The organism is Citrobacter sp. TBCS-14 (assembly GCF_005280805.1).
GTDB classification, from domain to species: domain Bacteria; phylum Pseudomonadota; class Gammaproteobacteria; order Enterobacterales; family Enterobacteriaceae; genus Citrobacter; species Citrobacter gillenii.
In genome coordinates, this window is sequence record NZ_SZWM01000185.1 from 418426 (window position 1) to 441637 (window position 23212).

A 23212-nucleotide genomic window follows, 5' to 3' on the forward strand; every position below is an offset into this window, starting at 1 on the left:
CACTTGAGCTACAACCCTAATGCATACTTCAGCGCCTGACGTTTTAACACGCCTGCACGCTCGGCGGCCATTAGACCAAGATTGCGCATAATACGCAGCGGCTGCAGGTTGTTGCTGAATCCGGCGTAAAACAGATCCATACCACTTTGCATGATGAAGTTATCGGTCATACGACGCGTTTGGTAGCGCTTCAGTACCCGCTGACTGGCCCACTGCTCACCATAGCTACGGGCGTTCACCAGCACATCAATTAACGCATCGACATCACGGTACCCCAGATTCACCCCCTGCCCGGCAAGCGGATGAATGGTGTGCGCAGCATCGCCCACCAGCGCCAGTCCTGGCTGTACATACTGCAACGCGTGGCGACGAGTAAGTGGAAACGCCCCTGCGGCAACAGGCGTAACGTCACCCAGACGTGAAGGGAAATATTTTGCGATTTCCGCCTGGAGCTGCGCCATATCGAGACTCTGCAACTGGCGGATGCGGGCCGGAGAGTCATACCACACCAGCGAAGCCCAGTTATCGAACAGCGGTAAAAACGCCCGCGGTCCGTCAGGGGTAAACTGCTGCCAGGTACTGTCTCCCGGTGAATTCTCACATTGCACGGTAATCAGCATGCAGGATTGCGCGTACTGCCAGGCATGGATGCCAATCCCGGCCATTTGACGTACCTGAGAATTCGCGCCATCGGCACCAATCACCAGTTTTGCCGTTATCTTTTCACCGCCAGTCAGTTCAAGCTCATGCCGATCGTTATGTTGATGCAGAGAAATCAGTGATGCCGGCACGCACAGGGTCACGTTGGGATGCGCCTCCATCGCCTGCCACAACGCCTGTTGCAGGACGCTGTTTTCGACCATATAGCCCAGCAATGGGAGTTTTAGCTCTGCCGCATCAAACACCACATGGGCATTCTCCCACTCCCAGGTTTCCAGACGACGATATGGATGAGTGCGCATGCCCTGCACCGCATCCCAGACACCCAACCCTTTCAGCAACGATGCAGACGCGGAGCTAATGGCTGAAATACGGATATCGGGCTGACTGTCAGCCACAAACGGCACGGGCGCGGCGTGCTCTATTACCGTCACCCTGAATCCATGCTGCGCCAGTCCCAGCGCCAGCGCGCCGCCGACCATCCCCCCGCCGACAATGGCAATTTCCGTTGGTTGATTTGTCATGGTCAATCATCCTGTTACATGTATTGTGTAAGTTTACAGGATTTTTTACCCCTTGAGGCTGACATCCGTCATACTGGTCACAACCGCGCCAACGCAGTACACTATGCGCCCTGCATTTCAGCCACAATTTCGCAAGAGCAAGTCGATGACTAAAAAACTCCATATTAAAACCTGGGGCTGTCAGATGAACGAATACGATTCATCGAAGATGGCCGATCTGCTGGATGCCACTCACGGGTATCAACTGACCGACGTGGCGGAAGAAGCGGATGTGCTGCTGCTGAATACCTGCTCAATTCGCGAGAAGGCTCAGGAAAAAGTTTTCCATCAGTTAGGTCGCTGGAAACTCTTAAAAGAGAAAAACCCGAATCTGATTATCGGCGTGGGCGGCTGTGTCGCCTCCCAGGAAGGCGACCATATTCGTCAACGTGCACACTACGTCGACATTATTTTTGGGCCACAAACCCTGCACCGCCTGCCGGAAATGATCAACAAAGTGCGCGGTAGCACCAGCCGTAGTCCAGTGGTGGATATCAGTTTCCCGGAAATCGAAAAGTTCGACCGCCTGCCGGAACCGCGTGCTGAAGGTCCAAGCGCGTTTGTGTCCATCATGGAAGGCTGTAACAAATACTGCACTTACTGCGTGGTGCCCTACACCCGTGGTGAGGAAGTCAGCCGTCCGGCGGACGATATCCTGCTTGAAATTGCCCAACTTGCGGCGCAGGGCGTACGTGAAGTCAACCTGCTGGGGCAAAACGTTAACGCCTGGCGCGGTGAGAACTACGACGGCACGACCGGCTCATTCGCAGATTTACTGCGTCTGGTAGCGGCGATCGACGGCATTGACCGTATCCGTTTCACCACCAGTCATCCAATTGAGTTCACCGACGATATCGTTGAAGTCTATCGCGATACCCCGGAGCTGGTAAGCTTCCTGCACCTGCCGGTACAGAGTGGCTCAGATCGCGTACTAAACCTGATGGGACGTACCCATACCGCGCTGGAATACAAGGCAATCATCCGCAAACTGCGCGCTGCACGCCCGGATATTCAGATTAGCTCCGACTTCATCGTGGGCTTCCCTGGAGAAACCACACAAGATTTCGAGCAGACCATGAAGCTGATTGCCGACGTTAACTTCGACATGAGCTACAGCTTTATCTTCTCAGCTCGTCCTGGCACGCCTGCCGCCGATATGGTTGACGACGTCCCGGAAGAAGAGAAAAAGCAACGTCTGTATATCCTGCAGGATCGCATCAACCAGCAGGCCATGGCCTGGAGCCGCCGTATGCTCGGCACCACCCAGCGTATTCTGGTCGAAGGCACGTCGCGTAAAAGCGTAATGGAGCTGTCGGGTCGTACTGAAAATAACCGTGTGGTGAATTTTGAAGGCACCCCGGATATGGTCGGTAAGTTTGTGGATGTTGAAATTACCGACGTCTGGACTAACTCCCTGCGCGGTAAAGTCGTGCGTACCGAGGACGAAATGGGCCTGCGCATCGCAGAAAGTCCGGAGTCGGTCATTGCGCGTACCCGCAAAGAGAACGATCTGGGTGTTGGCATTTATCAGCCGTAATTACCATAACCCCTCCTCTATCCCCTAAAGCGACAAACGAGCAAATCCCCAGGAGCATAGATAACTATGTGACTGGGGTGCGCGAGTGCAGGCAACGCCTCTGCGGCTTGAAGTATGACAGGGAGGGTCTTGTATTTCCTCTCTACGCCCCCATCTTCATTGCAATGCTTGCGCCTTTTCCCTGTGGCGTGAATAATTTCCCTACATGCCGGTAAATGTTCGACGTCCGGCGATATCTGCATAAGAGGAACGGTTTGAACATAGACACTCGCGAAATTACCCTTGAGCCCGCAGACAATGCCCGTCTGTTGAGCCTGTGCGGTCCTTTTGATGACAACATCAAACAGCTGGAACGTCGCCTTGGTATCGAAATTAACCGCCGCGACAACCACTTTAAGCTGACCGGTCGCCCGATTTGCGTTACCGCTGCGGCAGATATTTTACACAGCCTGTACGTCGATACCGCGCCAATGCGCGGCAAGACGCAGGACATCGAGCCGGAACAAATTCACCTGGCAATCAAAGAAGCGCGTGTCCTTGAGCAGAGCGCAGACAGCGTGCCGGAGTTTGGCAAAGCGGTGAATATCAAAACCAAGCGTGGCGTGATCAAACCGCGTACGCCGAATCAGGCGCAGTACATCGCCAATATTCTCGACCACGACATCACCTTCGGCGTCGGTCCTGCAGGGACGGGTAAAACCTACCTGGCGGTAGCCGCCGCGGTCGATGCGCTCGAGCGTCAGGAAATTCGCCGTATTCTGCTGACCCGTCCGGCGGTTGAAGCCGGTGAAAAACTGGGCTTCCTGCCGGGCGATCTCAGCCAGAAAGTCGATCCTTATTTACGTCCGCTGTATGATGCGCTGTTCGAAATGCTCGGCTTTGAGAAGGTGGAGAAGCTTATTGAGCGTAACGTCATTGAAGTCGCCCCGCTGGCTTATATGCGCGGTCGTACGCTGAACGATGCGTTCATTATCCTTGATGAGAGCCAGAACACGACTATCGAACAGATGAAAATGTTCCTGACCCGTATTGGCTTCAACTCCAAAGCGGTGATCACCGGCGACATTACCCAAATTGACCTGCCGCGCAGCACCAAATCCGGTCTGCGTCATGCCATCGAAGTGTTGGCTGAGGTCGATGAGATTAGCTTTAATTTCTTCCATAGCGAAGACGTGGTACGCCACCCGGTGGTTGCCCGTATCGTGACGGCGTATGAAGCCTGGGAAGAAGCAGAACAAAAACGTAAAGCCGAACAGGCAGCGGAACGCAAGCGTGAAGCCCAGGAACAGGAACAAAAATGAGTCAGGTTATTCTCGATTTACAGCTGGCATGTGAAGATAACGCCGGTTTACCGGATGAGCGCCAGTTTCAGGCATGGCTGGATGCGGTGATCCCGCAGTTTCAGGAAGAGTCAGAGGTCACCATTCGCCTGGTCGATGACGCTGAAAGCCACGAACTGAATCTGACCTATCGCGGGAAAGACAAGTCAACCAATGTGCTGTCCTTCCCGTTTGAGGCCCCACCGGGCATCGAACTGCCGCTGCTGGGCGATCTGGTCATCTGTCGTCAGGTGGTCGAAAAAGAAGCGCAGGAGCAAGGTAAGCCTCTTGAAGCCCACTGGGCACACATGGTTATACACGGTAGCCTGCATCTCTTAGGCTACGACCATATCGAAGACGACGAAGCGGAAGAAATGGAATCCCTCGAAACAGAGATTATGCTTGCTCTGGGCTATGAGGATCCGTACATTGCCGAGAAGGAATAACCTGCTGCCGGTCAAGCCGGTGACAGGTCACGACGCCGGGCACTGAGTTTACGTGCCTTGAGCAATCTATTAACTAACATGAGAACCCATACGACGCCATGAGCGACGACAATTCACACAGTAGTGACACCTTACACAGCAAAAAGGGATTCTTTTCCCTGTTACTGAGCCAACTTTTCCACGGTGAACCAAAAAACCGCGACGAACTGTTGGAGCTGATCCGTGATTCCGGGCAAAACGACCTTATCGATGAAGATACGCGCGATATGCTCGAAGGGGTGATGGACATTGCGGACCAACGTGTTCGCGACATCATGATCCCCCGGTCCCAGATGATCACACTGAAACGCAACCAGACTCTGGATGAGTGTCTTGATGTCATCATCGAGTCCGCCCACTCGCGTTTCCCGGTGATCAGCGAAGACAAAGATCACATTGAAGGGATTCTGATGGCGAAAGACTTGCTGCCGTTTATGCGCAGTGATGCCGAAGCTTTCAGCATGGAAAAAGTGTTACGCCCGGCGGTTGTCGTACCTGAGAGCAAGCGTGTTGACCGCATGCTGAAAGAGTTCCGCTCTCAGCGGTACCATATGGCTATCGTTATCGACGAGTTCGGCGGTGTCTCGGGTCTGGTGACCATTGAGGACATTCTTGAACTGATCGTCGGTGAAATCGAAGATGAATACGACGAAGAAGACGATATCGATTTCCGTCAGCTCAGTCGCCACACCTGGACCATTCGTGCGCTGGCCCCGATCGAAGACTTCAACGAAGCCTTCGGCACCCACTTTAGCGACGAAGAAGTCGATACTATTGGCGGTTTGGTGATGCAGGCCTTTGGTCATCTGCCCGCACGTGGAGAGACTATCGACATTGATGGCTACCAGTTCAAAGTTGCCATGGCCGACAGCCGTCGTATTATTCAGGTTCATGTCAGAATTCCGGACGACTCACCCCAGCCAAAACTGGACGAATAAACCCGAAACTGGATCAAAGACTACATGGCATTTGCCCCCTTAATTGAACGCCAGCGCATTCGCCTGCTGCTGGCGTTATTATTCGGTGCCTGCGGGACGCTGGCGTTCTCTCCGTATGACATCTGGCCTGCGGCGATTATTTCGCTGATGGGTCTGCAGGCCTTAACTCTCAACCGTCGCCCACTCCAGTCTGCCGCTATCGGCTATGTCTGGGGAATGGGTCTTTTTGGCTCCGGCATCAACTGGGTCTATGTCAGCATTGCGCAATTTGGCGGTATGCCAGGCCCGGTTAACGTATTCCTTGTGGTATTGCTTGCGGCATACCTCTCGCTGTACACAGGTTTGTTTGCGGGCGTTCTGTCGCGCCTGTGTCCAAAAACCAGCTGGCTGCGGGTGGCGATTGCAGCCCCGGTAGTCTGGCAGATAACCGAATTCCTGCGCGGCTGGGTGCTGACCGGCTTCCCATGGCTACAGTTTGGCTACAGCCAGATTGACGGCCCGCTGAAAGGCCTGGCGCCGGTAATGGGCGTCGAGGCGATTAACTTCCTGCTGATGATGGTCAGCGGCCTGCTGGCGCTGGCGTTAGTCACACGTAACTGGCGTCCTCTGGTTACTGCCGTGGTATTGTTCGCTCTGCCCTTCCCGCTGCGCTACATCCAGTGGTATACGCTGGAGCCAGAAAAAACCACCCAAGTTTCGATGGTGCAAGGTGACATTCCGCAGTCGCTGAAGTGGGATGAAGGTCAGCTCATCAACACGTTGAAGATTTACCTTGATGCCACGCAGCCTGAAATGGGCAAATCACAGCTGATCATCTGGCCAGAGTCCGCTATTCCTGATCTGGAGATCAATCAGCAGCGTTTCCTCGGCATGATGGATGACCTGCTAAAATCTAAAAACAGCACGCTAATCACCGGTATTGTTGACGCGCGCCTTAACAAGCAAAACCGCTACGATACTTACAACACCATCATCACGCTGGGTAAAAACAGTCCGTACAGCTATGACTCCAGCAATCGTTACAACAAAAATCACCTTGTCCCGTTTGGTGAGTTTGTGCCGCTGGAATCGATTCTACGCCCGCTGGCGCCGTTCTTTGACTTACCCATGTCATCCTTCAGCCGAGGACCGTATGTGCAGCCACAGCTGCAGGCGCACGGCTTTAAGCTGACGGCGGCAATCTGCTACGAAATTATTCTTGGCGAACAGGTACGGGATAACTTCCGCCCGGATACGGACTACTTGCTGACCATCTCCAATGATGCCTGGTTTGGTAAATCCATCGGTCCATGGCAGCACTTCCAAATGGCGCGCATGCGGTCACTGGAGCTGGCGCGTCCGCTGTTGCGTAGCACTAATAATGGCATCACGGCGGTGATTGGCCCGCAAGGTGAAGTGCAGGCCATGATCCCGCAGTTTACCCGACAGGTACTGACCACCAGCGTTACCCCGACAACGGGTCTTACGCCGTATGCGCGTACCGGAAACTGGCCGTTATGGCTGATTACCGCGTTGTTAGGCTTTGGCGCGATCATCATGAGTCTGCGCCAGCGTCGTAAATAATCTCAGCTCTCGTCATATTGCCGGATGTTGGCGCTCACGCGCCTTGTCCGGCTAACACATCCCCCCTCTTCTCTCCCATTCTGGCACGCCTATTGCTTTGTTATACAAGGCAAACGCTGTTTTGGTTGAATGTGCAACCTGGTCGCACCAAATTTGAGCACAGGTAGCACCTGAAATGTGCAACAAGATATTTTTGCCCTCAAACGGTGCGGCGCACTTCGCAAAAATAAACAATAACACAGCAAATTCTTTACATTCATCCAAACTAAATGTTAACAAACACATACAAGACTGCACTTTTAAGTAGCAAACAATAACAACATCACAATGGGTATCAATGCGTCCCTGACGCAGACGATAAAGGAGTTGGATATGCAATTACGTAAGCTCGCCACTGCCATGCTGGTCGTGGGAATGTCTGCCGGTCTGGCGCACGCGGAAGATGCCGCCCCTGCGGCAAGCAGCACCCTGGACAAGATCGCTAAAAATGGCGTCATCGTCGTCGGACACCGTGAATCCTCGGTCCCGTTTTCCTACTACGATAATCAGCAGAAAGTGGTCGGTTATTCACAGGATTACTCCAACGCAATTGTTGAGGCCGTGAAGAAAAAGCTGAACAAACCTGACCTGCAGGTGAAGCTGATTCCGATTACCTCCCAGAACCGCATTCCGCTGCTGCAAAACGGCACCTTCGACTTTGAATGTGGTTCCACCACCAACAACGTTGAACGCCAGAAACAAGCGGCATTTTCTGACACCATTTTCGTTGTCGGCACCCGCCTGCTGGCGAAAAAAGGCGGCGACATCAAAGATTTCGCTGACCTGAAAGGCAAAGCGGTGGTTGTGACTTCCGGTACCACCTCGGAAGTGCTGCTGCATAAGCTGAACGAAGAACAAAAAATGGATATGCGCATCATCAGTGCGAAAGACCACGGTGACTCTTTCCGTACCCTCGAAAGCGGTCGCGCCGTCGCCTTTATGATGGATGACGCCCTGCTGGCTGGTGAACGCGCGAAGGCGAAGAAACCGGACAACTGGGAGATCGTCGGCAAGCCACAATCTCAGGAAGCGTACGGCTGTATGCTGCGTAAAGACGACGTCGCGTTCAAAAAGCTGATGGATGACACCATTGCACAGGCACAAACTTCAGGTGAAGCAGAGAAGTGGTTTGATAAATGGTTTAAAAACCCTATTCCGCCAAAGAACCTGAATATGAATTTCGAACTGTCGAGCGAGATGAAGGCCCTGTTCAAAGAACCAAATGATAAAGCACTCAACTAACTAAAATAAATGGGGCGAGTTCACCTGGCCCTCACGATTGTCGGGAAGCATGGACAGACTATACGCTGAGTGGCCGTTCCCCACTCAGCGCGAAAAATGAGCTTCTCAACAATCTTCGAGGGTAGCGCTGCTACCCTTTTTTTTTCTGGAGTAGATTTATGTCTATAGACTGGAACTGGGGGATTTTTTTACAAGAAGCCCCGTTCGGCAACACCACCTATCTCGGCTGGCTCTGGAGTGGTTTCCAGGTCACCGTCGCGCTTTCAATCACCGCCTGGATTATTGCTTTCCTGATAGGTTCCCTATTCGGCATCTTACGCACCGTTCCCAACCGTTTCCTTTCCGGGATAGGCACGTTGTATGTTGAACTGTTTCGTAACGTTCCGCTGATCGTACAATTTTTTACCTGGTATCTGGTAATCCCGGAACTGCTCCCAGAAAACATTGGCATGTGGTTCAAGGCTGAGTTGGATCCCAACATCCAGTTTTTCCTCTCCTCAATGCTCTGCCTGGGGCTGTTTACCGCCGCCCGCGTTTGTGAGCAGGTGCGCGCCGCGATTCAGTCTTTGCCTCGCGGACAAAAAAACGCCGCGCTGGCGATGGGGCTGACGCTACCGCAGGCCTATCGCTATGTTCTGCTGCCCAACGCCTACCGCGTGATCGTACCGCCGATGACATCAGAAATGATGAACCTGGTGAAAAACTCCGCCATCGCCTCAACCATCGGTCTGGTCGATATGGCAGCACAGGCAGGCAAGCTGCTGGATTACTCTGCCCACGCCTGGGAGTCGTTTACGGCTATCACCCTTGCCTACGTCTTGATTAACGCCTTTATTATGCTGGTGATGAATCTGGTTGAACGTAAAACTCGCCTGCCTGGCAATTTGGGAGGCAAATAATGTACGAATTTGACTGGAGTTCCATTGTCCCCTCCCTGCCGTATCTGCTGGATGGGCTGATGATCACGCTGAAAATTACCGTTACGGCGGTCATTATTGGCATCGTTTGGGGAACTATCCTTGCGGTAATGCGTCTGTCCAGCTTCGCGCCCATTGCCTGGTTTGCGAAGATCTACGTGAACGTATTCCGCTCTATTCCGCTGGTCATGGTGCTGCTGTGGTTCTATCTGATTGTACCAGGGTTCTTACAGAACGTATTAGGCCTGTCACCGAAAACCGATATTCGTCTGATCTCAGCGATGGTGGCGTTTTCGATGTTTGAAGCGGCGTACTACTCAGAGATTATCCGTGCCGGGATCCAGAGTATTTCTCGTGGACAGTCCAGCGCCGCGCTGGCGTTAGGGATGACCCACTGGCAGTCGATGAAGCTCATTATTCTGCCGCAGGCATTTCGCGCGATGGTGCCGTTGCTGCTGACCCAGGGCATCGTTCTATTCCAGGACACCTCGCTGGTCTACGTATTAAGTCTTGCAGATTTCTTCCGTACCGCCTCCACCATTGGCGAGCGTGACGGCACACAGGTCGAGATGATCCTGTTCGCTGGCGCCGTCTATTTTGTATTCAGTCTGAGCGCATCGTTGTTGGTCAGCTATTTGAAGAAAAGGACAGTTTAATGATTACCCTGAAAAATGTTTCTAAATGGTATGGTCACTTTCAGGTTCTGACCGACTGCTCCACGGAAGTTAAAAAAGGTGAAGTGGTGGTAGTTTGCGGTCCGTCAGGCTCCGGTAAATCGACGCTGATCAAAACGGTAAACGGCCTGGAGCCAGTGCAGCAGGGTGTGATCACCGTTGACGGTACCGTCGTGAATGACAAAAAAACCGATCTGGCCAAACTGCGTTCTCGCGTGGGCATGGTCTTCCAGCACTTTGAACTGTTCCCACATTTGTCGATCATCGAAAACTTGACCCTGGCCCAGGTAAAAGTACTTAAACGCGATAAAAAGCCTGCTCGCGACAAAGCACAAAAACTGCTTGAGCGCGTAGGACTGTCGGCCCATGCCGATAAGTTTCCGGCCCAGCTTTCTGGTGGACAGCAGCAGCGCGTGGCCATTGCCCGGGCGCTGTGTATGGATCCTATCGCCATGTTGTTTGATGAACCCACCTCAGCGCTCGATCCAGAAATGATCAACGAGGTGCTGGACGTCATGGTCGAGCTGGCTCATGAAGGGATGACCATGATGGTGGTCACCCACGAAATGGGCTTCGCTCGGAAAGTGGCGAACCGGGTAATCTTTATGGATGAGGGTAAGATTGTGGAAGACTCGCCGAAAGAAGAGTTCTTTGCCAATCCAAAATCAGATCGCGCCAAAGACTTCCTCGCCAAAATATTGCATTAATCTTTCCGGCGCGCACATCAAAGTGCGCGCCAAATCACGCTTTCTTTCTTCGCATCTCGAATCACATACAGCCCGGCGTTAACCTTGTCACGAAGTCCCACCCACAAGGAGTCACAATGGCACTTCCGATCCTTTTTGATTGCGATCCAGGTCATGACGACGCTATCGCAATGGTTCTCGCCCTCGCCTCACCGGAACTTGATGTTAAAGCCATAACATCCTCAGCGGGCAACCAGACGCCTGATAAAACCCTGCGTAATGTGTTGCGTATGTTAACGCTGCTCAACCGCTCGGATATTCCCGTTGCCGGAGGCGCGTTGAAGCCCCTGATGCGCGAGTTGATAATTGCCGATAACGTTCACGGAGAAAGTGGCCTGGACGGCCCCGTACTGCCGGAGCCAGCATTTGCCCCGCAAAGTTGTACAGCCGTGGAGTTAATGGCGAAAACCCTGCGCGAAAGTCCGGAACCAGTCACGATTGTATCAACTGGCCCCCAAACTAACGTAGCACTGCTGCTGAATAGCCACCCCGAGTTGCATAAGAAAATCGCCCGTATTGTGATTATGGGCGGCGCGATGGGACTCGGAAATTGGACACCGGCTGCTGAGTTCAATATTTATGTTGATCCCGAAGCGGCAGAGATGGTGTTTCAATCAGGTATTCCGGTAGTGATGGCCGGGCTGGACGTCACACATAAAGCACAAATTCATCGTGAAGACACCGAGCGATTGCGCGCGATTGGCAATCCTGTGGCGAGCATTGTCGCTGAGTTACTGGATTTCTTCTTCGAATATCACAAAGACGAGAAATGGGGATTCAAAGGCGCACCGCTACATGATCCATGCACCATTGCCTGGTTACTGAAGCCCGAACTGTTTACCACCGTTGAACGCTGGGTCGGCGTAGAGACGCAGGGAAAATACACGCAGGGCATGACCGTAGTGGATTACTATTTCCTGAGCGGAAATAAACCCAACGCCACGGTTATGGTTGACGTTGACCGGCAAGGTTTTGTCGATCTGCTGGCCGAACGGCTCAGGTTTTACGCCTGACATTTATCATTAAGTGCGTAGGCCGGATAAGACGCGTCGCGTCGCATCCGGCACAAAAATCACGGCTCAAATGGTCTGCGCTGGAACTGATCGTGACCACATTTCGGGCATAGCGGCAGCACGTCTGGCGTGTAAACGGCTAAATGGAAGTGGCATTTCTCACAGACCAGATTCCCCAACCCGACCACCTCACCACTGTGATAAACCCCGTGATGACTCAGGTCCTGGAATACTTCGCGCCATTCAAGCTGGGTTTTATCGGTAATATCCGCCAGTTCTTGCCAGATACTCTCTTTGATGACCCGCATAAAAACGCTGTCAGTCTCCTCATCAAGACTCTCTTCATAACTGATCGCGAACTCTTCAAGGTCGCGTCTGACGGCCCTGGTGAGTTCTTCTACCTCGGTTCGCGTTAACTCCCCGGTCTGCATAACTCGCTGACGTGCCTGGTCCACCAGCGCATCGATATCGCGTTCACCATTGCGCAGACGTTCGCTAAGTGACGTCACCAGTTCACGGTAATATTGAGCAACCTTGTTCATCGCTTCGCCTCCTGGGTCGTTAACTGTCTATAATAATAGACGTTATTTACACTACGCTTTGCAAGACTGTCCACAGAGTATGTAAATTCGTGCAATATTTATCCTTGCGGGAATTCAATGCTGAATGCGCGAAAGGCTGTTTTGACGCGGACGTTTGGGCTATGCTATGCGGATCTGAAACACCACATCTAAAGCTACGTTTGTAGCTGTATTGAAAACAGGACCACTGGCTGCCATGCAAGAGCAATACCGCCCGGAAGAGATAGAATCCAAAGTACAGCTTCACTGGGATGAGAAGCGCACATTTGAAGTTACCGAAGACGAGAGCAAAGAGAAGTATTACTGCCTGTCTATGCTTCCCTATCCTTCTGGTCGACTACACATGGGCCACGTACGTAACTACACTATCGGTGATGTGATCGCCCGCTATCAGCGTATGCTGGGCAAAAACGTTCTGCAGCCGATTGGCTGGGATGCATTCGGCCTGCCAGCTGAAGGCGCGGCGGTGAAAAACAATACCGCGCCTGCTCCGTGGACGTACGACAACATCGCTTACATGAAGAACCAGCTCAAAATGCTGGGCTTCGGCTATGACTGGAGCCGTGAGTTGGCGACCTGCACCCCGGAATATTACCGTTGGGAGCAAAAGTTCTTCACTGAACTGTACAAAAAAGGTCTGGTGTACAAGAAAACCTCTGCGGTCAACTGGTGCCCTAACGACCAGACAGTACTGGCGAACGAACAGGTTATTGACGGCTGCTGCTGGCGTTGTGATACCAAAGTTGAGCGAAAAGAGATCCCGCAGTGGTTCATCAAAATCACCGCATACGCTGACGAACTGCTGCGCGACCTGGACCGTCTGGATCACTGGCCTGACACCGTAAAAACGATGCAGCGCAACTGGATTGGCCGCTCTGAAGGCGTGGAGATCACCTTTGATGTCAACGGTTATGACAACACGCTGACCGTTTACACCACCCGCCCGGACACCTTTATGGGTGCCACTTATCTGGCCGTTGCCGCAGGTCACCCGTTGGCGCAGAAAGCCACGGCGAATAACCCGGAACTGGCGGCGTTTGTTGACGAATGCCGCAACACCAAGGTTGCCGAGGCTGAAATGGCGACCATGGAGAAGAAAGGCGTCGACACTGGCTTTAAAGCGATTCATCCGCTGACCGGTGAAGAGATCCCGGTTTGGGCTGCAAACTTCGTGCTGATGGAATACGGTACAGGTGCCGTGATGGCCGTGCCGGGTCACGATCAGCGCGACTACGAGTTCGCAACCAAATATGGTCTGAGCATCAAGCCAGTTATCCTGGCGGCGGACGGTTCAGAACCGGATCTGTCTGAGAAGGCACTGACCGAGAAAGGCGTGCTGTTTAACTCTGGTGAGTTTAACGGTCTCGATTTCGAAGCGGCTTTCAACGCCATTGCCGACAAGCTTGTCGAAAAAGGTGTGGGTGAGCGTAAAGTTAACTACCGTCTGCGTGACTGGGGCGTTTCCCGTCAGCGTTACTGGGGCGCTCCAATCCCAATGGTCACGCTGGAAGATGGCACCGTGTTGCCAACCCCAGAAGATCAGCTGCCGGTTATTCTGCCGGAAGATGTGGTGATGGACGGTATCACCAGCCCGATTAAAGCCGACCCAGAGTGGGCAAAAACCACCGTTAACGGTATGCCGGCTCTGCGTGAAACCGACACCTTTGATACCTTTATGGAATCATCCTGGTACTATGCGCGCTACACCTGCCCGCAGTATCAGGAAGGCATGCTGGACTCTAAGGCTGCCAACTACTGGCTGCCGGTTGATATCTACATTGGCGGTATCGAACACGCCATCATGCACCTGCTCTATTTCCGTTTCTTCCACAAGCTGATGCGTGACGCGGGCATGGTAAACTCTGACGAACCGGCTAAACAGCTGCTGTGTCAGGGCATGGTGCTGGCGGATGCCTTCTACTACGTCGGTGCCAACGGCGAGCGTAACTGGGTTTCTCCGGTTGATGCTATCGTTGAGCGCGATGAAAAAGGCCGTATCGTGAAGGCGCAGGACGCCGAAGGTCATGAACTGGTCTATACCGGCATGAGCAAGATGTCCAAGTCAAAAAACAACGGTATCGACCCGCAGGTGATGGTTGAGCGTTACGGCGCAGACACCGTGCGTCTGTTCATGATGTTCGCCTCTCCGGCTGATATGACGCTTGAATGGCAGGAATCCGGTGTTGAAGGAGCTAACCGCTTCCTGAAACGTGTCTGGAAACTGGTTTACGAACACACCAGCAAAGGTGATGTTGCGGCCCTGAACGTTGACGCATTGAGCGACGATCAGAAAGCGCTACGTCGCGATGTTCACAAAACTATTGCGAAAGTGACCGATGATATCGGCCGTCGTCAGACCTTTAACACCGCGATAGCGGCGGTTATGGAACTGATGAACAAGCTGGCGAAAGCACCGCAGGAAGACGAGCAGGACAGAGCCCTGATGCAGGAAGCGTTGCTGGCCGTTGTGCGTATGCTCAACCCGTTCACCCCGCACGTATGCTTCACCTTGTGGCATGCGCTGAAGGGCGAAGGCGATATCGACAACGCACCGTGGCCGGTTGCTGACGACAGCGCAATGGTCGAAGACTCAACGCTGGTTGTGGTGCAGGTGAACGGTAAAGTACGTGGCAAAATCACCGTTCCAGTCAACGCCACCGAAGAGCAAGTTCGTGAGCGTGCTGGCCAGGAGCATCTGGTAGCAAAATATCTTGATGGCGTTACCGTACGTAAAGTGATTTATGTACCGGGTAAACTCCTCAATCTGGTCGTTGGCTAAGCGCGGGAGGAAGCGTGCGACATCTGACAACTCTGTTGTTATCCCTGGTGGTGCTGGTCACCGCTGGGTGTGGTTGGCATCTGCGTAGTACTACGCAGGTACCGCCCACAATGAAAACTATGATCCTGGACTCTGGCGATCCGAACGGCCCGTTAAGCCGCGCGGTACGCAACCAGTTACGTCTGAACGACATCGAACTGCTCGAAAGCGGTTCTATGCGTAAAGACGTGCCGTCCCTGCGTCTGGGTGCGGTCAGCATTTCTCAGGATACGGCATCTGTATTCCAGAACGGTCAAACGGCTGAATATCAGATGGTGATGTCGGTCAGTGCCTCCGTTCTGATTCCAGGCCATGACATTTATCCGATCAGTGCCAAGGTCTATCGTTCGTTCTTTGATAACTCACAGGCTGCACTGGCGAAGGATAACGAGCAGGAAATGATCGTTAAAGAAATGTATGATAAAGCGGCCGAACAGTTGATTCGTAAGCTGCCAAGCATACATATTGCTGATACTCAGTCATCCAGTGATGACGTACAGCCTGCTGAGAATGAAACATCCGCGCCAACGTCTTCTCCGGCGCGTGTTTCCACCACGCTGGGTAACTGATGCTCAAGTTGTACCCTGAACAACTCCGCGCACAGCTCAAAGAAGGGCTGCGCGCGGCGTACTTATTACTGGGCAACGATCCCCTCTTGTTGCAGGAAAGCCAGGATGCCGTCCGTCTGGCCGCCACTGTGCAAGGATTCGAAGAACACCACACGTTCACCCTCGATACCAGCACTGACTGGGGGGTTATTTTTTCCCTCTGCCAGGCCATGAGCCTATTTGCCAGCCGGCAGACATTACTTCTACAACTGCCTGAAAACGGCCCTAATGCCGCCATTAACGAACAACTCGCCACGCTGGTTACCCTGCTGCATGACGATCTGCTGCTGATTGTTCGCGGCAACAAGCTGACCAAAGCACAGGAAAATGCCGCGTGGTATACCAGTCTGGCGAGCCATGCTGTTCAGGTGAGCTGCCAGACGCCAGAGCAGGCGCAGCTCCCTCGCTGGGTTGCCGCCAGAGCGAAACAAAGCAACCTGCAACTGGACGAAGCCGCCAATCAGCTATTATGTTATTGCTATGAAGGTAACCTATTAGCCCTGGCGCAGGCGCTGGAGCGGTTATCATTGCTGTGGCCTGATGGAAAACTCACGTTGCCTCGTGTGGAGCAAGCGGTTAACGATGCGGCGCACTTTACCCCCTTCCATTGGGTCGATGCGCTGTTGATGGGCAAAAGTAAACGCGCGCTACATATCCTGCAGCAACTGCGCCTTGAAGGCAGTGAGCCGGTTATTCTGCTGCGCACGATACAGCGTGAATTACTGTTACTGGTCAACTTGAAAAGGCAATCAGCCCACACACCATTACGCGCCTTGTTTGATAAGCATCGGGTATGGCAAAACCGCCGCGGCATGATGGGTGATGCGCTAAACCGGCTGTCATCTGAGCAATTACGCCAGGCGGTACAGTTGTTAACGCGCACGGAAATTACGCTTAAACAAGATTATGGTCAGTCAGTATGGGCCGAGCTTGAGGGACTTTCTCTTCTGCTCTGCCATAAATCACTGGCAGATGTTTTTATTGATGGTTGATATGAAATCATTACAGGCTTTGTTCGGTGGCACCTTTGATCCGGTGCATTATGGTCATCTTAAACCCGTGGAAATTCTGGCTAATCTGATTGGCCTATCACGGGTGATTATCATGCCTAATAATGTGCCGCCGCATCGTGCGCAACCCGAAGCCTCCAGCGCACAGCGTAAACAGATGCTTGAGCTGGCAATTGCTGACAAGCCTTTGTTTATCCTGGATGAACGTGAGCTAAAACGAGATACGGCCTCTTACACCGCCCAAACTCTCAAGGAGTGGCGCGAGGAACAAGGGCCACTCGCGCCGCTGGCGTTTATTATTGGTCAGGACTCACTGCTCACCTTTCCTTCCTGGCACAATTCCGACACCATTCTGGACAATACCCATCTCATCGTCTGCCGACGACCGGGGTATCCGCTGGAGATGGCGCAGGCGCAGCACCAGCAGTGGCTCGAACGTCATCTGACTCATTCGCCAGATGACCTGCACCAGCTTCCTGCCGGGAAAATTTACCTGGCAGAAACCCCTTGGTTCAATATCTCCGCTACCCTTATCCGCGAACGACTGGAACACGGTGAGCCGTGTGACGATTTAATGCCAGACTCCGTGCTGGACTATATCAATCAGCAAGGGTTGTACCGCTAAGCGTGTAGCGTAATGCCGCCAGCAGGCGGTTGTTCTCTTCAGCGCCACGGACAGCCACCCGGTAGTAACGCGCATCCAGCCCCGGATAGTTAGCGCAACTGCGGATCAACACATGCTGTTCCAGCAATGATTTTTGCAAATCTAAACCCGGTCGATCGCAGCGTAACAAGCGATAATTTGCCCGTCCGGGATACACCGTCAGGCCAGGCAGATTTTGCAGTTGTTGATCGAATCGGCTCCCCTCATGCGCCAGCCATTCCCATGTCGCCTGCTGATAGACACTATCGTGGAGAATCATTTCGCCCGCCAGTGCGGCAAAGGCATTGATTGACCAGGGCATTTGCCGGCTGCGCAGGTGTGCTACCGCCTGCTCGTTGCTGTTAACCAGATATCCCAGGCGCAGGCCGGGTATCGCATAAAATTTGGTGAGTGAGCGCAAAACCCAGATGTGCGGATTCTCTTGCAACAGCGGAATAAACCCCTGTTCCCCGGCGATAAAATCGATAAACGCTTCATCGAGGATCAATGCGATCCCGAGCTGTTTACAACGCCGTGCTATCTCCTGCAACAGGTGATGTTCGGGCAACAGCCCGGTGGGATTGTTAGGTGTACACAGGAACAGGCAATCCAGCTCCGAGGTAAGTGCATCGAGAATCTCTCCGGTCAACTGCCAACCGTCCTCTTCGCGCAGCGCAAACTCGTGTATTGCGCATTCGCCCCATTGCAGTGCCCGGCGATATTCCGCAAATCCGGGAATGACGATCATCGCATGACGCGGCTTAAGACCATCAACCAACGTAAAGATCGACTCCGTCTCCCCGTTACCGGCGAGGATCCACGACGCAGGAACATGATGGTGCTCCGCCAGCGTGGCATGCAAGTGGGCGTAATCCACGTCCGGATAGCGCTCAGCACGGTCCAAATTGTCGATTAGTGCGCGTTTTAAGCTTGCCGGCATACCCAGCGGGTTAATATTCGCGCTAAAATCCAGCAATTGCTCAGGCGGGATACCCAACAATGCGGCGGCTTCCCGGGTGTTACCGCCATGCGCGCTTTTCAATAAAGACATCGTGCCGCTCCAGTTTAAAAAGGGTATTTTATTGAAAAATCTCTGCGTAATCAGGGCAAACATCATGTTTTATGCGAATAGCCTCACGAGGGAAAAATGAGACTCTGGTTAGTACGTCATGGAGAAACCGATGCCAACGTTGCCGGGTTATACAGCGGTCATGCCCCTACATCGCTCACTCAGCGGGGAATAACCCAAGCTGAAACACTGGCCGCACTATTACACAACGTTCCTTTCGACCACGTCCTCTGCAGCGAGCTTGAACGCGCGCGCCATACCACGCAGTTGCTCTTAGCAGGGCGCGACGTTCCACTGCGGATCATGCCCGAGCTTAATGAAATGTTCTTTGGCGACTGGGAAATGCGCCACCATCGCGATCTGGCGCGTGAGGACGCAGAAAACTATGCGCTGTGGTGTAACGACTGGCAGAATGCGACCCCCACCAACGGCGAAGGTTTTCAGGCATTTTCACAGCGAGTTGAGCGCTTCATTGCCCAACTTGCTGATTATAAAAATTCGCAGAACCTTCTGGTGGTCAGCCATCAGGGCGTACTCAGCGTGCTGATCGCCCGGCTCATGTCAATGCCCGCGGCATCAATGTGGCATTTCCGCGTTGAACAGGGGTGCTGGAGCGCAATTGATTTCTGCGACGATTTTGCGGTGCTGAAAGTGTTAAACAGCCGAGCCATCTGGCGCGAGGGGGAGTGAATACACGGTTTTTTCTGTCGAAGGGGCTCGCGCCCATTGACACCCCATGACAGGCTGCTATTCTCCGCAGCCTGACTTTTCCCGCCTTTCAGAGCTTTGCAGAAATTGTTTTACAAAAATGGCGATGCATTCTGTTGCGTGGGGTGGGATGATAGCGCACCTCAAAAGCGCTTTCGGAGACATTTGTCCCGATATCGCCTCTGGTTCAGGTATACTAACAAGCCTTTTTAACTCTTTTCACCCAGGGGGAACACTTGCAGGGTAAAGCACTTCAGGATTTTGTAATCGACAAAATTGATGACCTTAAAGGTCAAGACATCATCGCCTTAGACGTTCAGGGCAAATCCAGCATCACTGACTGCATGATTATCTGCACCGGCACATCCAGCCGCCATGTCATGTCTATCGCTGACCACGTTGTTCAGGAATCTCGCGCCGCTGGCCTGCTGCCGCTTGGCGTTGAAGGTGAGAACGTGGCCGACTGGATCGTCGTTGATCTCGGCGAGGTGATTGTCCACGTTTTACAGGAAGAAAGCCGTCGCCTGTATGAACTGGAAAAACTCTGGAGTTAATGCGTGAAGCTGCAACTTGTCGCTGTGGGTACGAAAATGCCTGACTGGGTGCAAACCGGTTTTACGGAGTATCTCCGTCGGTTTCCAAAAGACATGCCTTTTGAGCTTATCGAGATCCCGGCAGGAAAACGCGGCAAGAACGCGGATATTAAACGCATACTCGATAAAGAGGGTGAACAGATGCTGGCTGCCGCTGGCAAAAATCGCATCGTCACCCTTGATATCCCAGGAAAACCCTGGGACACGCCACAACTGGCAACCGAGCTGGAACGCTGGAAACTGGATGGTCGTGACGTCAGTCTGCTGATTGGCGGACCGGAAGGATTGTCTCCAGCCTGTAAGGCTGCCGCGGAGCAAAGCTGGTCACTCTCTGCATTAACCCTTCCCCACCCTCTTGTTCGGGTTCTGGTGGCAGAGAGTCTGTACAGAGCGTGGAGCATTACCACCAACCACCCTTATCACCGTGAGTGATCATTGAGTCTTGAGTAGATTAAGCAGCGGATGAAACTACAGAATTCTTTTCGCGACTATACGGCTGAGTCCGCGCTGTTTGTGCGTCGGGCGCTGGTTGCTTTTTTGGGGATTTTGCTGCTCACTGGCGTGCTGATCGCCAACCTGTATAACCTGCAAATCGTTCGTTTCACCGATTATCAGACCCGTTCAAACGAAAACCGCATCAAACTGGTGCCGATCGCCCCCAGTCGCGGCATCATTTATGACCGTAACGGCATCCCCCTGGCCCTCAACCGCACCATTTACCAGATAGAAATGATGCCTGAGAAGGTCGATAACGTTCAGCAAACGCTGGATGCGCTGCGGGAAGTGGTTGATCTCAATGACGACGATATTGCCGCCTTTAAAAAAGAACGAGCACGTTCCCACCGCTTTACGTCCATTCCGGTGAAAACCAATCTGACGGAAGTGCAGGTAGCACGCTTTGCCGTCAATCAATATCGTTTTCCCGGTGTGGAAGTCAAAGGCTATAAGCGCCGTTACTATCCCTACGGCTCTGCGCTAACTCACGTCATTGGTTACGTCTCAAAAATTAACGATAAAGACGTTGAACGCCTGGACAAAGACGGCAAGCTCGCCAACTACGCCGCTACCCACGATATCGGCAAGCTGGGTATTGAACGTTATTACGAAGACGTTCTGCATGGTCAGACCGGTTACGAAGAAGTTGAAGTCAACAACCGTGGTCGCGTGATTCGCCAATTGAAAGAAGTGGCGCCTCAGGCCGGGCACGATATCTATTTAACGCTGGATTTAAAGCTCCAGCAGTATATTGAAACCCTGCTGGCCGGCAGTCGTGCCGCCGTGGTGGTCACTGACCCGCGTACCGGCGGCGTGCTGGCGCTGGTTTCTATGCCCAGCTACGATCCCAACCTGTTTGTGGACGGTATCTCCAGCAAAGATTATGCAGGGTTGCTCAATGACCCCAATACCCCACTGGTTAACCGCGCGACGCAAGGTGTTTACCCCCCTGCCTCAACCGTTAAGCCTTACGTGGCGGTATCCGCACTAAGCGCGGGCGTGATTACCCGTAATACCGGGCTGTTCGATCCAGGCTGGTGGCAGTTGCCCGGTTCTGAAAAACGTTATCGCGACTGGAAAAAGTGGGGGCATGGTCATCTGAACATAACCCGCTCACTGGAGGAATCTGCGGATACGTTTTTCTACCAAATCGCCTATGATATGGGGATAGACCGTCTTTCAGAGTGGATGAGTAAATTCGGCTATGGCCATTATACGGGGATCGATCTGGCCGAAGAGCGAGCCGGTAATATGCCAACGCGTGAATGGAAGCAAAAACGGTTTAAAAAGCCATGGTACCAGGGTGATACTATTCCGGTGGGCATCGGTCAGGGGTACTGGACAGCAACCCCTATTCAGATGAGCAAATCGCTGATGATTCTTATCAACGACGGCGTGGTAAAAGTCCCGCATCTGCTGATGAGCACCACGGAAAACGGCAAGCAGGTGCCATGGGTTCAGCCGCATGAGCCGCCGGTGGGTGATATTCATTCCGGTTACTGGGAAATTGCCAAAGACGGTATGTACGGTGTTGCAAACCGTCCTAACGGTACCGCGCATAAATATTTTGCCGGTGCACCGTATAAAATTGCGGCAAAATCCGGTACCGCTCAGGTCTTCGGTCTGAAAGCCAATGAAACCTATAATGCGCATAAAATTGCCGAACGTTTACGCGACCATAAGCTGATGATCGCATTTGCGCCCTACGATAAACCCGAGGTCTCTGTCGCGATTATCCTCGAAAACGGCGGGGCCGGTGCGCCTGTAGGTACCATCATGCGCCAGATCCTTGACCATATTATGTTGGGCGACAACAACACCAATCTGCCTGCGGAAAACCCGGTGGCTGCCGCAGCTGAGGACCAATAATCGTGACGGATAATCCGAACAAAAAAACGTTCTGGGATAAAATTCACATCGATCCCACGATGTTGCTTATTTTGCTGGCACTGCTGGTTTACAGCTCGCTGGTTATCTGGAGCGCCAGCGGCCAGGATATTGGCATGATGGAGCGTAAGGTCGGCCAAATAGCCATGGGTCTGGTCATCATGGTGGTGATGGCGCAGATCCCTCCCAGGGTCTACGAAGGCTGGGCTCCCTATCTCTATATTGTCTGTATTATTCTGCTGGTAGCGGTAGATGCCTTTGGGGCCATTTCTAAAGGCGCACAGCGCTGGCTGGACCTCGGCATTGTGCGTTTTCAGCCGTCTGAAATTGCTAAAATTGCAGTCCCGCTGATGGTAGCACGCTTTATCAACCGTGATGTTTGTCCGCCGTCGCTGAAGAATACCGCTATCGCGCTGGTGTTGATTTTCATGCCTACGCTGCTGGTTGCCGCGCAACCTGACCTCGGGACCTCTATCCTTGTTGCCCTTTCCGGCCTGTTTGTGCTGTTCCTGTCGGGCTTAAGCTGGCGCTTAATCGGCGTGGCCGTGGTTCTGGTCGCCGCATTTATCCCGATACTGTGGTTCTTCTTGATGCATGATTACCAGCGTCAGCGCGTGATGATGCTTCTCGACCCTGAAACCGACCCACTGGGCGCGGGATATCACATTATTCAGTCTAAAATTGCTATTGGTTCCGGTGGTCTGAGCGGCAAAGGCTGGCTGCACGGTACGCAGTCACAGCTTGAATTTTTACCCGAACGCCACACCGACTTTATCTTTGCGGTGTTAGCCGAAGAGCTTGGGCTAGTAGGGATCTTAATTCTGCTGGCGCTGTACATTTTGCTGATTATGCGTGGGCTATGGATTGCCGCCCGAGCGCAAACCACTTTTGGTCGCGTCATGGCCGGTGGTTTAATGTTGATATTATTCGTTTATGTCTTCGTAAATATTGGTATGGTGAGCGGTATTCTGCCCGTAGTAGGGGTTCCACTCCCGCTGGTCAGTTACGGAGGCTCTGCACTGATTGTGCTGATGGCCGGGTTCGGGATTGTGATGTCGATCCACACCCATAGAAAAATGTTGTCGAAAAGCGTGTAAGGGGTAC

Annotated in this window: 22 protein-coding genes; 19 read left to right on the plus strand and 3 right to left on the minus strand. The window is 53.0% G+C overall.

Going from position 1 to position 23212, the window contains the following annotated elements; all coding sequences use genetic code 11:
• Positions 1–8 precede the first annotated feature (8 nt).
• Positions 9–1184, minus strand: coding sequence for a 3-demethoxyubiquinol 3-hydroxylase (ubiF, locus tag FDX22_RS10695; protein WP_146717168.1), 1176 nt, complete (start codon positions 1182–1184; stop codon positions 9–11).
• 145 nt (positions 1185–1329) lie between these two features.
• Between ubiF and miaB the strand changes: the two genes are divergently transcribed.
• The 10 genes from miaB to rihA all read left to right on the plus strand — a co-directional run bounded on the left by miaB (position 1330) and on the right by rihA (position 11696).
• The gene (miaB, locus tag FDX22_RS10700; protein WP_096757880.1) at positions 1330–2760 is read left to right on the plus strand and encodes a tRNA (N6-isopentenyl adenosine(37)-C2)-methylthiotransferase MiaB; all 1431 of its coding nucleotides are present in this window, start codon (positions 1330–1332) and stop codon (positions 2758–2760) included.
• Between the two features lie 254 nt (positions 2761–3014).
• Entirely contained in the window at positions 3015–4061 is a 1047-nt protein-coding gene (locus FDX22_RS10705) for a PhoH family protein (RefSeq protein ID WP_167456046.1), read from the plus strand.
• Entirely contained in the window at positions 4058–4525 is a 468-nt protein-coding gene (ybeY, locus tag FDX22_RS10710) for an rRNA maturation RNase YbeY (protein WP_096757883.1), read from the plus strand. Before FDX22_RS10705 ends, ybeY begins: the two co-directional genes overlap by 4 nt.
• A gap of 98 nt (positions 4526–4623) precedes the next feature.
• The gene (gene corC, locus FDX22_RS10715; protein ID WP_096757884.1) at positions 4624–5502 is read left to right on the plus strand and encodes a CNNM family magnesium/cobalt transport protein CorC; all 879 of its coding nucleotides are present in this window, start codon (positions 4624–4626) and stop codon (positions 5500–5502) included.
• A 24-nt stretch (positions 5503–5526) separates the two neighbouring features.
• On the plus strand, positions 5527–7065 hold the full coding sequence (gene lnt / locus FDX22_RS10720; protein ID WP_146717169.1) for an apolipoprotein N-acyltransferase: 1539 nt from the start codon (positions 5527–5529) through the stop codon (positions 7063–7065).
• A gap of 372 nt (positions 7066–7437) precedes the next feature.
• A complete protein-coding gene (gene gltI, locus FDX22_RS10725; protein ID WP_096757887.1) occupies positions 7438–8346 on the plus strand; it encodes a glutamate/aspartate ABC transporter substrate-binding protein GltI in 909 nt (302 codons plus the stop codon).
• 158 nt (positions 8347–8504) lie between these two features.
• On the plus strand, positions 8505–9245 hold the full coding sequence (gltJ, locus tag FDX22_RS10730; RefSeq protein WP_096757888.1) for a glutamate/aspartate ABC transporter permease GltJ: 741 nt from the start codon (positions 8505–8507) through the stop codon (positions 9243–9245).
• Complete coding sequence (gene gltK, locus FDX22_RS10735; protein WP_096757889.1) at positions 9245–9919, plus strand: glutamate/aspartate ABC transporter permease GltK; 675 nt, start codon at positions 9245–9247, stop codon at positions 9917–9919. The genes gltJ and gltK overlap by 1 nt, the downstream gene beginning before the upstream one ends.
• Positions 9919–10644, plus strand: a complete 726-nt coding sequence (gene gltL, locus FDX22_RS10740; protein ID WP_096757890.1) for a glutamate/aspartate ABC transporter ATP-binding protein GltL — start codon at positions 9919–9921, stop codon at positions 10642–10644. Before gltK ends, gltL begins: the two co-directional genes overlap by 1 nt.
• Before the next feature lie 116 nt (positions 10645–10760).
• Positions 10761–11696: a pyrimidine-specific ribonucleoside hydrolase RihA gene (rihA, locus tag FDX22_RS10745; RefSeq protein ID WP_117342226.1), complete on the plus strand. Its 936-nt coding sequence runs from the start codon at positions 10761–10763 to the stop codon at positions 11694–11696.
• Positions 11697–11755: 59 nt separating this feature from the next.
• Here rihA and FDX22_RS10750 read toward each other — a convergent pair whose 3' ends face one another.
• Positions 11756–12238, minus strand: coding sequence for a zinc ribbon-containing protein (locus FDX22_RS10750; protein ID WP_115259097.1), 483 nt, complete (start codon positions 12236–12238; stop codon positions 11756–11758).
• 235 nt (positions 12239–12473) lie between these two features.
• Between FDX22_RS10750 and leuS the strand changes: the two genes are divergently transcribed.
• The 4 genes from leuS to nadD are packed head-to-tail and all read left to right on the plus strand — an operon-like array spanning position 12474 to position 17338.
• Positions 12474–15056: a leucine--tRNA ligase gene (gene leuS, locus FDX22_RS10755; protein ID WP_146717170.1), complete on the plus strand. Its 2583-nt coding sequence runs from the start codon at positions 12474–12476 to the stop codon at positions 15054–15056.
• 14 nt (positions 15057–15070) lie between these two features.
• Positions 15071–15664, plus strand: coding sequence for an LPS assembly lipoprotein LptE (gene lptE / locus FDX22_RS10760; RefSeq protein WP_146717171.1), 594 nt, complete (start codon positions 15071–15073; stop codon positions 15662–15664).
• A complete protein-coding gene (gene holA / locus FDX22_RS10765; RefSeq protein WP_146717172.1) occupies positions 15664–16695 on the plus strand; it encodes a DNA polymerase III subunit delta in 1032 nt (343 codons plus the stop codon). Before lptE ends, holA begins: the two co-directional genes overlap by 1 nt.
• Before the next feature lies 1 nt (position 16696).
• Positions 16697–17338 carry a nicotinate-nucleotide adenylyltransferase gene (gene nadD / locus FDX22_RS10770; protein ID WP_096759450.1) on the plus strand — a complete coding sequence of 214 codons (642 nt, stop codon included), beginning with the start codon at positions 16697–16699 and terminating at the stop codon, positions 17336–17338.
• Here nadD and cobD read toward each other — a convergent pair.
• Positions 17313–18407, minus strand: a complete 1095-nt coding sequence (cobD, locus tag FDX22_RS10775; protein ID WP_146717173.1) for a threonine-phosphate decarboxylase CobD — start codon at positions 18405–18407, stop codon at positions 17313–17315. The two genes, nadD and cobD, sit on opposite strands and share 26 nt — an antisense overlap.
• 96 nt (positions 18408–18503) lie before the next feature.
• Between cobD and FDX22_RS10780 the strand changes: the two genes are divergently transcribed.
• From FDX22_RS10780 to mrdB, 5 genes are all read left to right on the plus strand, one after another.
• Complete coding sequence (locus tag FDX22_RS10780; RefSeq protein ID WP_117342222.1) at positions 18504–19115, plus strand: adenosylcobalamin/alpha-ribazole phosphatase; 612 nt, start codon at positions 18504–18506, stop codon at positions 19113–19115.
• A 254-nt stretch (positions 19116–19369) separates the two neighbouring features.
• Positions 19370–19687, plus strand: coding sequence for a ribosome silencing factor (gene rsfS, locus FDX22_RS10785; protein ID WP_096757898.1), 318 nt, complete (start codon positions 19370–19372; stop codon positions 19685–19687).
• A 3-nt stretch (positions 19688–19690) separates the two neighbouring features.
• Entirely contained in the window at positions 19691–20158 is a 468-nt protein-coding gene (rlmH, locus tag FDX22_RS10790; RefSeq protein WP_003022725.1) for a 23S rRNA (pseudouridine(1915)-N(3))-methyltransferase RlmH, read from the plus strand.
• 30 nt (positions 20159–20188) lie between these two features.
• Complete coding sequence (mrdA, locus tag FDX22_RS10795; protein WP_135912397.1) at positions 20189–22090, plus strand: peptidoglycan DD-transpeptidase MrdA; 1902 nt, start codon at positions 20189–20191, stop codon at positions 22088–22090.
• A gap of 2 nt (positions 22091–22092) precedes the next feature.
• The gene (mrdB, locus tag FDX22_RS10800; protein ID WP_096757900.1) at positions 22093–23205 is read left to right on the plus strand and encodes a peptidoglycan glycosyltransferase MrdB; all 1113 of its coding nucleotides are present in this window, start codon (positions 22093–22095) and stop codon (positions 23203–23205) included.
• Positions 23206–23212: the final 7 nt, after the last annotated feature.

Excerpts from the sequence above, each read along its gene's own strand:
- mrdA (WP_135912397.1), top strand. The coding sequence starts at position 20,189 with ATGAAACTACAGAATTCTTTTCGCGACTATACGGCTGAGTCCGCGCTG.
- lnt (WP_146717169.1), top strand. The coding sequence starts at position 5,527 with ATGGCATTTGCCCCCTTAATTGAACGCCAGCGCATTCGCCTGCTGCTG.
- rihA (WP_117342226.1), top strand. The coding sequence starts at position 10,761 with ATGGCACTTCCGATCCTTTTTGATTGCGATCCAGGTCATGACGACGCT.
- cobD (WP_146717173.1), bottom strand. The coding sequence starts at position 18,407 with ATGTCTTTATTGAAAAGCGCGCATGGCGGTAACACCCGGGAAGCCGCC.
- gltL (WP_096757890.1), top strand. The coding sequence starts at position 9,919 with ATGATTACCCTGAAAAATGTTTCTAAATGGTATGGTCACTTTCAGGTT.
- FDX22_RS10780 (WP_117342222.1), top strand. The coding sequence starts at position 18,504 with ATGAGACTCTGGTTAGTACGTCATGGAGAAACCGATGCCAACGTTGCC.
- gltJ (WP_096757888.1), top strand. The coding sequence starts at position 8,505 with ATGTCTATAGACTGGAACTGGGGGATTTTTTTACAAGAAGCCCCGTTC.
- miaB (WP_096757880.1), top strand. The coding sequence starts at position 1,330 with ATGACTAAAAAACTCCATATTAAAACCTGGGGCTGTCAGATGAACGAA.
- corC (WP_096757884.1), top strand. The coding sequence starts at position 4,624 with ATGAGCGACGACAATTCACACAGTAGTGACACCTTACACAGCAAAAAG.
- holA (WP_146717172.1), top strand. The coding sequence starts at position 15,664 with ATGCTCAAGTTGTACCCTGAACAACTCCGCGCACAGCTCAAAGAAGGG.
- FDX22_RS10750 (WP_115259097.1), bottom strand. The coding sequence starts at position 12,238 with ATGAACAAGGTTGCTCAATATTACCGTGAACTGGTGACGTCACTTAGC.
- gltK (WP_096757889.1), top strand. The coding sequence starts at position 9,245 with ATGTACGAATTTGACTGGAGTTCCATTGTCCCCTCCCTGCCGTATCTG.
- nadD (WP_096759450.1), top strand. The coding sequence starts at position 16,697 with ATGAAATCATTACAGGCTTTGTTCGGTGGCACCTTTGATCCGGTGCAT.
- leuS (WP_146717170.1), top strand. The coding sequence starts at position 12,474 with ATGCAAGAGCAATACCGCCCGGAAGAGATAGAATCCAAAGTACAGCTT.
- ubiF (WP_146717168.1), bottom strand. The coding sequence starts at position 1,184 with ATGACAAATCAACCAACGGAAATTGCCATTGTCGGCGGGGGGATGGTC.
- ybeY (WP_096757883.1), top strand. The coding sequence starts at position 4,058 with ATGAGTCAGGTTATTCTCGATTTACAGCTGGCATGTGAAGATAACGCC.
- gltI (WP_096757887.1), top strand. The coding sequence starts at position 7,438 with ATGCAATTACGTAAGCTCGCCACTGCCATGCTGGTCGTGGGAATGTCT.